The sequence below is a fragment of the Nocardia sp. NPDC004582 genome, assembly GCF_053602115.1.
The window spans coordinates 1-9,048 of record NZ_JBSGCY010000202.1; the positions used below are offsets into that span (position 1 = coordinate 1).

Genomic DNA, 9,048 nt, shown 5'->3' on the forward strand with positions numbered 1-9,048 from the left:
GGCAGGGCCGGCGGAGGCTCCACGGGCTCGCTGCCGTACTGCGCGGCGCCGGGTCCGTCGAACTGCGGATACCCGGCCAGGCCGGGCAACTGGTGGCGCGCGGGCGCGGGACCGGGCTCGGCGCCGCCGGAAACCGGTGCGTGCTCGGGGTTTTGGTGTTGTCCGGTATGCGAAGGATGCTGCTCGCCGCCGGGGGCGACGGGACAGTCGCCGGAGGGGTCGTACGGTGCTGAGGGCGGCGTGCCAGTCATGGTCGCAAGCCTTTCACATTTCCCGGTTTACGGTGTGGCGCACAGCAGTTGATTCATGAGACAACTAGACCCCGCTGGTTGTGTCAAGCAACCAGCGCCGCGTGGGCAAACCCTTCACAAAGACACGCCGTCCGACGCGCGAAAGGTTGTGCAACCGCTCGCTGAAAGTGACCTGGCGGGAGTACCTTGGGTTCCGATGACCGCACTATTGGCCGAACGCGCCGCCGAAGTCGTGTCCGCGGCACAACAGTTGCTCACAAAGCGAATGGGTGCTGCGGTAAAGCTGAGTGACCCCATGGAACTCAGCGGCAGTGGTAGGACGACGGTCCTACGTGTCCGCGTTGCGGAGAACGCCTTCTCGCTCCCTCGCACACTCATTGTGAAGCAGGTAGCGGGTCCGGCGTCGCAGCGACGTACCGGCGGCATGGCGCCGGGGGTCGCCAGCATCGACTCCGCATTCCTCCGCGAGGCGGTCTCGTACCAATTCACCACCGCCCTCGGTCGTGACCATCGCCCCGGCGCCTACTTGTTGGGCTACAGCCTGCCCGGCCGCCTGCTCATTCTCAGCGACCTCGGCGAGAACCTCTCGCTCACCGCGGTCCTGCAGTCCGGCGTCGAGCCCAACAAGCGCAACGCGCTCATGGCGTTCGCCCAGGCGCTGGGCCGCATGCACGCCGCGACCGTCGGCCGCGAAGCCGACTTCGTCGCCCTGCTGCGCCGCGTGGACGTGGTGCACCGGGTGGACGGCATCGCCCAGCAGGCCGAGTCCGCGGTCGCGGAGGTGCCGGTCATGCTGCAGCGCGAACTCGGCATCGAGGTGCCCGGCGAGATCGCCGAACGCATCGTGCGCGGCAACCGCCTGTTCTCGGCCGGCCGCTACCGCGCGTTCAGCCCCTCGGACCTGTGCCCGGACAATGTCATCCTCAATGACGAGGGCGCCCGCTTCCTCGACTACGAGTGGGGCGGCTTCCGCGACGCCACCCTCGACATCGCCTACGCGCTGGTCTCGTTCCCGGGCTGCCTGTGCGATTTCGAGCTCTCCCGTGAACGGGCCCGCCAGATGGTGGAGGCGTGGCGCTCGGAGGTGGTCGCGGTCTGGCCCGCGCTGGCCGACGACGCCGTGCTCGCCGAACGCATTCTCGAGGCCCGGCTCATCTGGGTGTGGCTGTCCACCTACTGGTTCCTGCCCGCCGACCACGCCCGCATCGCCGCCGCCCGCGAGCACGGACTGTCGATCCCGCGGTCGGCCGCCCTGATCAACCGCTGGGCCGCCCTCGCCGAGGACGCCCGCTGCACCGGCGACGACACCCTCGGCGACTTCGCCGAACACGTCTCGGCGACGCTCGAAGAGCACTGGGAGGAATAGTCCTCCTCCACGGTGTCGCCGTCAGCGATGGTGTCGGAGCCGATCGGTAGGGTTCGGGGCGTGAGTGATGGGCTCTTCGACGCACCGGGCATGCAGGCCGTCGCCGACGACTTCGCGGCGAGCGCGGTACGCGTACCCGCGGCCGACGACCGCTTCGCGCCGCTGGCCGTGCGCATGCGTCCGCGCACCCTGGATGAGGTGGTGGGCCAGCAGCATCTGCTCGGTCCCGGCTCGCCGCTACGCCGGTTGATCGAGGGATCGGGTGCGGCGTCGGTGCTGCTGTACGGTCCGCCCGGCACCGGCAAGACCACCCTCGCCTCGCTGCTCTCGCAGGCCACCGGCCGCCGGTTCGAGGCGTTGTCGGCGCTGTCGGCGGGCGTGAAGGAAGTGCGCGCCGTTATCGATGTCGCGCGGCGGCGGCTCACCGTCGGCGAACAGACCGTGCTGTTCATCGACGAGGTGCATCGGTTCTCCAAGACCCAGCAGGACGCGTTGCTGGCGGCGGTGGAGAACCGGATCGTGCTGTTGGTCGCGGCGACCACCGAGAACCCGTCGTTCTCCGTGGTGTCTCCACTGCTGTCGCGGTCGCTGGTGCTGCAACTGCAGTCGCTGTCCGAGGCCGAGATCCGTCAGGTGCTGACCCGTGCCATCGCCGATCCGCGTGGGCTGGCGGGGGAGTACACGGTCACCGACGAGGCCCTCGACCACATCGTGCGGATCGCCGGCGGCGACGCGCGGCGCTCGCTGACCGCGCTGGAGGCCTCGGCCGAATCCTCCCTCGACGGCACCGTCGGTGTGGAACTGGTGGAGGCCAGCGTCGACAAGGCCGCGGTGCGCTACGACCGCTCCGGCGATCAGCACTACGACGTGATCAGCGCCTTCATCAAATCGCTGCGCGGTTCCGACGTCGACGCCGCGCTGCACTATCTGGCCCGCATGATCAGCGCCGGCGAGGATCCGCGATTCATCGCCCGCCGCTTGATGATCCAGGCCAGCGAGGAGGTCGGCATGGCCGACCCCACCGCGTTGCAGACCGCGGTCGCCGCCGCCCAGGTGGTCCAGCTGGTCGGTATGCCCGAGGCGCAATTGGCCTTGACCCAGGCCACGATTCACATCGCCACCGCCCCGAAATCGGGGTCGGTGGTCAAGGGCATCGGCGCGGCCATGGCCGACGTGCGCGCGGGCAAGGCGGGCGCGGTGCCCCCGCACCTGCGCGACGGCCATTACGCCGGCGCGGCCGCGCTCGGCAACGCCCAGGGCTACAAATACCCGCACGATCACCCGGATGGCGTTCTCGGCCAGCAATATCCGCCCGACGAACTGGTCGGCACCGACTACTACCACCCGACCGATCACGGTTACGAACGCGAAGTCGGCCCGCGCGTGACCAAACTCCGCCGCATCGTCCGGGGCCGATAGCGGCCCGGGCGAGGGTGCGCCGCGCGCCGAATTGCAGTGACTGCCAAAACGGTCGCGCGACGCGTCCCGAAACCGTCTGCGCCGCAGGTCAGTCCATGAGCAGGTCGTTGTGGCGGGCGATCCGCTCGATATCGGCGGGCGTCCCGCCCATGATGTCCCGCACATGTTCGGTGATCAGTTCGGGCGGCCAGTTCCACCAGGCCGCGCGCACCAGCATTGCCACCTCGGCGTCGCTGAAGCGCTGCTTGACCACCTGCCCCGGATTGCCGCCGACGATCGTGTACGGCGGCACGTCCGCGGTGACCACCGCGCCGGTGGCGATGATCGCGCCGTCGCCGATCCGCACGCCCGGCATGATCAGGCTGTTGTAGCCGAACCACACGTCGTTGCCGACCACGGTGTCGCCCCGGGACGGGATGGAGGTGATGATGTCCATGGTCTCCTCGGCCCAGGTGCCGCCGAAGATGGTGAACGGGAACGTGGACACACCCGCGGTGGGGTGGTTGGCCCCGGCCATGATGAACCGGGTGTTGCTGGCGATGGCGCAGTATTTGCCGATGATCAACTTCTCGGGCCCGAACGCGTACAGCACGTTCTCAGTCTCGAAGGCCGTCGCCGCCACCGGATCGTCGAAGTAGGTGTAGTCGCCGACCTCGATGTTCGGCGAGGTGACGTGCGGTTTCAGGAAGATGGTCCGGTGCGCGTGGGGCAGCGGGAAGAGCTGGGATGGGTCGGGGATCACAGTCACCCAGGCGATGGTAGCTATCGCCCGGTGGTGGGTGGAAACTCCCTGGACTCGGAACGGTAGGCTGGATACCTGTGCAGACCCACGAGATTCGACGGCGCTTCCTGGAGCATTTCGTAAAGGCCGGACACACCGAGGTACCCAGTGCCTCGCTGATCCTGGCCGACCCCAACCTGCTGTTCGTGAACGCGGGCATGGTCCAGTTCGTGCCGTACTTCCTCGGTCAGCAGACCCCGCCCTTCGACACCGCGACCAGCGTGCAGAAGTGCGTGCGCACCGGCGACATCGAGAACGTCGGCGTCACCACCCGCCACAACACCTTCTTCCAGATGGCGGGCAACTTCTCCTTCGGCGCCTACTTCAAGCGCGGGGCCATGGAACTGGCCTGGTCGCTGCTGACCAACTCGGTCGAGGACGGCGGTTACGGTTTCGACCCCGAGAAGCTGTGGGTCACCGTCTATCTCGACGACGACGAGGCCGAGCAGATCTGGCGTGAGCTGGGCGTCCCGGACGAGCGCATCCAGCGCCGCGGCATGGCCGACAACTACTGGTCCATGGGCATCCCCGGCCCGTGCGGCCCGTGCTCGGAGATCTACTTCGACCGCGGCCCCGAGTACGGCGTCGAGGGCGGCCCCGAGGCCGACGAGGACCGCTACCTCGAGATCTGGAACCTCGTGTTCATGCAGAACGAGCGTGGCGAGGGACGCGGCAAGGACGACTTCGAGATCCTGGGCCCGCTGCCCAAGAAGAACATCGACACCGGCATGGGCGTCGAGCGTGTCGCGTTCCTGCTGCAGGGCGTCGACAACGTCTACGAGACCGACCTGCTGCGCCCGATCATCAACAAGGCCGAGGAGCTGACCGGCCGCTCCTACGGTGTCGAGCACGCCGACGACGTGCGTTTCCGCGTCATCGCCGACCACGCCCGCACCGCCGCCATGCTGATCGGCGACGGCGTCAACCCCGGTAACGACGGCCGCGGCTACGTGCTGCGCCGCCTGCTGCGCCGCATCGTGCGCTCGGCCCGCCTGCTGGGCGCCGACCAGCCGGTGATGGGCGAGTTCATCAAGGTCGTCGCCGACCTGATGTCGCCGTCCTATCCGGAGCTGCTCACCGACTTCCAGCGCATCGAGAATGTCGCCGTCGGTGAGGAGGCCGCGTTCCTCAAGACCCTGAGCACCGGCACCAAGCTGTTCGACGAGACCGTCGACGAGGTGAAGACCAAGGGCAGCAAGAAGATCAGCGGCACCGACGCCTTCACCCTGCACGACACCTACGGCTTCCCGATCGACCTGACCCTGGAGATGGCCGCCGAGGCCGGCCTGCAGGTCGACGAGGAGGGCTTCCGCTCGCTCATGGCCGAGCAGCGCAAGCGGGCCAAGGAGGACGCGCTCTCGCGCAAGCACGCGCACGCCGACCTCACCGTCTACAAGGAGTTCGTGGACCGCGGCGCGACCGAGTTCACCGGCTTCGACGAGCTGGCCACCGAGGCCACCGTGCTCGCCCTGATCAAGGACGGCGTCCGGGTGCCGGTCGCCGAGGCCGGGCAGGACGTCGAGGTGATCCTGGACCGCAGCCCGCTCTACGCCGAGTCCGGCGGCCAGATCGCCGACCGCGGTGCGCTGAGCTCCTCGCACGGGCTCAAGGTGACCGTCAACGACGTGCAGAAGATCGCCAAGAAGGTGTGGGTGCACAAGTCCACCATCGAGGCCGGTCAGCTCACCGAGGGCGACACCGTGCTGGCCCAGGTCGACCCGACCTGGCGCCACGGCGCCACCCAGGGCCACTCCGGCACCCACATGGTGCACGCCGCGCTGCGACAGGTGCTGGGCCCCAACGCCGTTCAGGCCGGTTCGCTCAACAAGCCCGGCTACCTGCGCTTCGACTTCAACTGGCAGGGCGCGCTGACGGAGAACCAGAAGGCGGAGATCGAGGCCGTCTCCAACAACGCCGTCGCCGACGACTTCCCGGTCAACACCTTCGTCACCGACCTGACCTCCGCCAAGAAGATGGGCGCCATGGCCCTGTTCGGCGAGAACTACGGCGACGAGGTGCGCGTGGTGGAGATCGGCGGACCGTTCTCCATGGAGCTGTGCGGTGGCACCCACGTCGCGCACTCCTCGCAGATCGGCCCGATCACCGTGCTCGGCGAGTCGTCGGTCGGTTCCGGTGTGCGCCGCGTCGAGGCCTTCGTCGGCCTGGACTCCTACAAGTACCTGGCCAAGGAGCGCGCGCTGCTGGCCGGCATCGCCTCCTCGCTGAAGGTGCCCTCCGAAGAGGTGCCCGGCCGCGTCGAGCAGCTGGTCGAGCGGCTCAAGGTCGCCGAGAAGGAGCTCGAGCGCACCAAGATGGCCGCGGTGCTGTCCAGCGCGGGCACCTTCGTGGAGCAGGCGCAGCGGGTCGGCACAGTGCTGCTGGTCGCGGCCGCCGCCCCGGCCGGGGTGGGCGCGGGCGATCTGCGCACCCTGGTGGCGGACATCAAGGGCCGCTTCGGTTCCGAGCCCGCCATCGTGGTGCTGCTCGGCAATGCCGACGGCAAGGTGCCGTTCGTGGCCGCGGTCACCAAGGCCGCCCAGGAACTCGGCATCAAGGCCGGGGACCTGGTGTCCGCCTTCGGTCCGGCGATCAACGGGCGCGGTGGCGGTAAGCCGGAGATGGCGCAGGGCGCGGGCTCGGATCCGTCCGGCATCGAGGCGGGCCTGGCCGCCCTGCGGTCGCGGGTCGCCGAGCTCGCCGGCTAGATGGACGACTCCGACACATCGCGGCCGGAGCCGGGGACATCGCGGCCGGAGCCGGCCGTCGCACGGACTGATTCGGGAGATTCCTCCGGATTTGCCCGGACGCCCACCGAGGCGTCCGGGGTGTCCGCGGATGGGCGCGGCTTCGCGTCCGAGCGGCCCAGCGCCGAGGCCGATCCGGGGCGTGGCCGCCGGATCGGCATCGATGTCGGATCGGTCCGGATCGGCGTCGCCTCCAGCGATCCCGACGGTCTGCTCGCCACCCCGGTCGAAACCGTGCCCAAGGCCAAGAAGGTCGCGCCCGGAACCCTCGCACCCGACCTGGCCAGGATTGCCGAGATTGTGCGGGAGTACGAGGCGGTCGAAGTGATCGTCGGCTTGCCGCGCACCTTACGCGGAGAAAGCGGCTCGTCGGCTAAGCTGGCGGCCACCTTCGCGGGACGTTTGCGGAACCTCATCGCGCCCGTGCCGGTGCGACTTTCCGACGAACGGTTGACTACGGTGTCTGCTGCACGTGCGTTGCGAGACAGTGGAGTTCGCGCACGCGGGCAGCGGCAGGTCATCGATCAGGCCGCCGCCGTGTCGATCCTGCAAGGATGGTTGGACGAACGGAGTGCCCTATTGAAGCCGCGTGGTGAGGACGCATGACCGACCGCTGGACGCGGGCCGAGGAACGCTACCGGCAGAACGCCGAACGGCGTTATCGCCGCGACGATCTGGATTGGTCCGAGGCGGACGATTACGAGGACGACACCACCGTCATCCCGCGCTACGAGGACGAGCTCTACGAGGATCAGCGCTACGCGGGCGAGGAGTTCGACGAGAACCCGCCGCTGGACCCGGAACCCCCGCGCCGCAGCGCGCCCCAGCGCACCGAGCGCGGCCGGACCGAACGCGGCCGCCGCACCGAGCGGCCGGGTCGCGCGGGTGCGCGGTCGGGCGGAGCCAAGGGGCAGCGGCCCAAGCGATCTCGCATGGCATCGCGGAAAGCCGCCGAGCGCAAGCGTCGTCGCCGCAACCTGTTCGTCATCGCGGGTGTGTTCGCGGTCCTGTTCGTCGGCGCGGTCGGCTTCGCGGGCTGGAAGTTCCTGGGCAAGCTGAGCGGTCCCGAGGACTTCTCCGGACCGCAAGGGCCGCTGGCGATCATCCAGATCAAGCCCGGCGACACCGCGACCCAGATCGCGGACACCATGGCCGACAAGGGCGTGGTGGCCAGCAGCGGCGCGTTCTACGAAGCGGCCGTGCGCAATACCAATATGAACTCCATCCAGCCCGGGTACTACGCCATCCCGAGTCACAGCAAGGGCGCCGAAGCGGTGACCGCGCTGTTCGGCAAGGACGCCCGGGTCGGCAATGTGGTCATCTCCGAGGGGCGTCAGCTGCACGACTCCAGCGACGTCAATACCGGCGCCCGCAAGGACGGCATCTACCGCAAGATCGCCGAGGCCAGTTGTGTCGGCGCCGGCAGCGCCGCCAAGTGCGTCACCTACGAGCAGCTCGACCAGGCCGGGTCCACGAGTGATCCGATGGCGCTGGGGGTTCCGACCTGGGCGCTGGAGCGGGTCAAGACCGTGCCGGACCGCTCCCGTCAGCTCGAGGGCCTGATCGCCGGCGGCACCCTGGATTTCGATCCCACCGCGAGCGCGCAGGACATCCTCAAGCAGCTGGTGACCGCGAGCGCGAGCAGCTACGAGGCGTCCGGGCTCATGCAGTCCGGTGCGGCGAACGGCCTGAGCGCCTACGACACGCTGATCGCGGCCTCGCTGGTGGAGCGTGAGGCGCTGCCGCAGGACATGTCGAAGGTGGCGCGGGTGATCGTGAACCGGCTCGCCGTGCAGCAGCCGCTGCAGTTCGACTCCACCGTCAACTACGCGCTCGACAAGACCGAGGTCGCCACCACCGACTCCGACCGCGCGCACAAGACGCCGTGGAACACCTACGCCATGCCGGGCCTGCCCGCGACGCCGATCTCGGCGCCGTCGCTGGGAGCCATGCGCGCCATGGAGAATCCCGCGCCCGGCCCGTGGCTGTACTTCGTCACCATCGACAAGCAGGGCACCACGTTGTTCACCGAGAACTACAACGAGCACCTGCGCAATATCGAAAAGGCCAGGCAGAGTGGAATTCTCGACAGTGGACGGTAAGCGCAGGGCCGCCGTGCTCGGCAGCCCGATCGCCCACTCCCGGTCGCCGCAATTGCATCTGGCCGCCTACCGGGCGCTCGGCCTGGACTGGAGCTACGAGCGCATCGAGTGCACCGGCGAGCAGTTGCCCGGGCTGGTCGACGGGCTCGGCCCCGAGTGGGTGGGCCTGTCGGTGACCATGCCCGGCAAGGTCGCCGCGCTCGGATACGCCGACGAGCGCACCGAGCGCGCCGAACTGGTCGGGTCGGCGAACACGCTGGTGCGCACCGACTCCGGCTGGCGCGCCGACTGCACCGACGTGGACGGCGTGCGCGGCGCTGCACCCCGACCACGTCGCCTACGTCATCTACACCTCCGGTTCCACCGGCCGCCCCAAGGGCGTCGC

At 69.0% G+C, this 9,048-nt stretch carries 6 protein-coding genes and 2 pseudogenes; 6 read left to right on the forward strand and 2 right to left on the reverse strand.

The window, feature by feature from the left end; translation table 11 throughout:
• Positions 1 to 251 (reverse strand): annotated as a pseudogene (locus ACWELJ_RS31805) (hypothetical protein); the annotation flags it as partial.
• Between the two features lie 196 nt (positions 252 to 447).
• On the opposite strand from ACWELJ_RS31805, the gene ACWELJ_RS31810 reads away from it, so the two are divergent.
• Together ACWELJ_RS31810 and ACWELJ_RS31815 are read left to right on the forward strand one after the other, a co-directional pair.
• A complete protein-coding gene (locus ACWELJ_RS31810) occupies positions 448 to 1,617 on the forward strand; it encodes a phosphotransferase family protein (RefSeq protein ID WP_452369781.1) in 1,170 nt (389 codons plus the stop codon).
• 60 nt (positions 1,618 to 1,677) lie between these two features.
• Positions 1,678 to 3,036, forward strand: a complete 1,359-nt coding sequence (locus ACWELJ_RS31815; protein ID WP_452369782.1) for a replication-associated recombination protein A — start codon at positions 1,678 to 1,680, stop codon at positions 3,034 to 3,036.
• An 88-nt stretch (positions 3,037 to 3,124) separates the two neighbouring features.
• Here ACWELJ_RS31815 and ACWELJ_RS31820 read toward each other — a convergent pair whose 3' ends face one another.
• A complete protein-coding gene (locus tag ACWELJ_RS31820) occupies positions 3,125 to 3,784 on the reverse strand; it encodes a CatB-related O-acetyltransferase (RefSeq protein ID WP_452369783.1) in 660 nt (219 codons plus the stop codon).
• Positions 3,785 to 3,855: 71 nt separating this feature from the next.
• Between ACWELJ_RS31820 and alaS the strand changes: the two genes are divergently transcribed.
• The 4 genes and pseudogenes from alaS to ACWELJ_RS31840 form a co-directional block, all read left to right on the forward strand.
• Positions 3,856 to 6,522 (forward strand): alanine--tRNA ligase, encoded by a 2,667-nt coding sequence (gene alaS / locus ACWELJ_RS31825; RefSeq protein ID WP_452369784.1) that lies wholly within the window; start codon positions 3,856 to 3,858, stop codon positions 6,520 to 6,522.
• Between the two features lie 120 nt (positions 6,523 to 6,642).
• Positions 6,643 to 7,167: a Holliday junction resolvase RuvX gene (ruvX, locus tag ACWELJ_RS31830; protein ID WP_452369785.1), complete on the forward strand. Its 525-nt coding sequence runs from the start codon at positions 6,643 to 6,645 to the stop codon at positions 7,165 to 7,167.
• The gene (locus tag ACWELJ_RS31835; protein ID WP_452369786.1) at positions 7,164 to 8,663 is read left to right on the forward strand and encodes an endolytic transglycosylase MltG; all 1,500 of its coding nucleotides are present in this window, start codon (positions 7,164 to 7,166) and stop codon (positions 8,661 to 8,663) included. Before ruvX ends, ACWELJ_RS31835 begins: the two co-directional genes overlap by 4 nt.
• Positions 8,653 to 9,048 (forward strand): annotated as a pseudogene (locus ACWELJ_RS31840) (hypothetical protein); the annotation flags it as partial. The gene ACWELJ_RS31835 and the pseudogene ACWELJ_RS31840, both read left to right, overlap by 11 nt.

What these genes read in the sequence shown, in the direction of transcription:
- ACWELJ_RS31810 (WP_452369781.1), top strand. Translation starts at nt 448, where the DNA reads ATGACCGCACTATTGGCCGAACGCGCCGCCGAAGTCGTGTCCGCGGCA.
- ACWELJ_RS31835 (WP_452369786.1), top strand. Translation starts at nt 7,164, where the DNA reads ATGACCGACCGCTGGACGCGGGCCGAGGAACGCTACCGGCAGAACGCC.